Source organism: Nostoc sp. MG11, assembly GCF_014904695.1.
Classification (GTDB): Bacteria; Cyanobacteriota; Cyanobacteriia; order Cyanobacteriales; family Nostocaceae; genus Komarekiella.
Map to the genome: position 1 here is coordinate 1 of NZ_JACXXN010000173.1, position 1,332 is coordinate 1,332.

General features: G+C 43.3%; 1 protein-coding gene. It reads left to right on the top strand.

The genetic code is table 11. From position 1 onward, the window contains the following. Positions 1–303: 303 nt before the first annotated feature. Entirely contained in the window at positions 304–1,221 is a 918-nt protein-coding gene (locus HCR01_RS37900) for a macrolide 2'-phosphotransferase (RefSeq protein ID WP_193201011.1), read from the top strand. Positions 1,222–1,332 lie beyond the last annotated feature (111 nt).

The following is a 1,332-nucleotide window of genomic DNA, read 5'->3' on the forward strand; positions in this document are numbered from 1 at the left end:
GCAACTATTTTTTCTCGAAGATCGACAGAGTATGACTTCATTTAAAGGGATTTATATTTTAATTGATTGTACCTCATAACAGACGCAAGTGCTGTATCGATAGTAATGCTTGATATATTGGGATTGAGAAAAAGATATACGGAAAGTTTTCGTGTAATAAATAGTTATACAGCTAAGTCTTGAGTAGGAACGTAACCTAAAATTTATTTGCGAGTGTTCGGATTTCAAGCCATTGCGGTTCTGTAGTATCATGTAGTATGCTTGATGAAGCTTACAGGTTCGTGTGCGATCGCTTATGGTGACATGATCAAAAATGTAAAATCACGGCAAGAAGTGCTGGAGTTAGCTTATAAGAGCGGCTTGACAATCGAGAAAGATTCCATTCAATTTAATGAATCGGGTCTTGATTTTCAAGTAGTGTTAGCAGTGGATGCAGATGGAGTACGCTGGATTCTACGTCTTCCTCGGCGAGAGGATGTTCTACCATCAGTAAATAAGGAAAAACAAACGCTGGAACTGATTGCTCCACTTCTCAGTGTGGACGTGCCACGATGGACAATTTGCACCGATGAACTGATTGCTTATCGGGCATTAAACGGTGTACCAGCAGGTAGGATAGATCCAGAAGCAAAAGCTTATGTGTGGGAGATTGACCTCGCGAACGTGCCTGATCAATTTCATGAGTCGTTAGCGAAGGGCATCGTTTCCTTGCATCAAGTTAGCGTTGAGAAAGCACAAGCAGTGGGTCTTCCTGTGAAAACTGCCGAAGAAGTTCGTGTTGAGATGAAGCACAGAATGGATGCAGTCAAGAGTGAATTTGGTGTCGGTCAGACCTTGTGGGAACGCTGGCAGTCCTGGCTTTATAACGATGAAATTTGGATGCAAGAAACGGTTTTAACTCATGGTGATTTACATGCTGGTCACATTCTGATTGATGCACAAGCGCAAGTGACCGGATTTATCGACTGGACTGAGGCATCTGTCACTGACCCAGCCAGAGATTTTATGGCTCATCACCGCACGTTTGGTCAAGATGGTCTCAATAAGCTAATCTCAGCATATGCAGAGGCAGGTGGACACACATGGTCAAAGATGGCAGAGCATGTGATTGAACTGAATGCCACTTTTGCGATAGACATTGCAGAATTTGCGCTAAAGTCGGGTTTGGATGAGTACAGACAAATGGCGATGCAGTCGCTCTGTATAGACGAGTCAGCATAATGCCTGAATACAGGCAATACCTTCGCCAAAACAAGAGTATGAAGAGAGAGGGCGCTCTGTAGTAGAGTTGTTGTCTTCCCAAACGACAACTCAAAAACTACAATTCGCCCA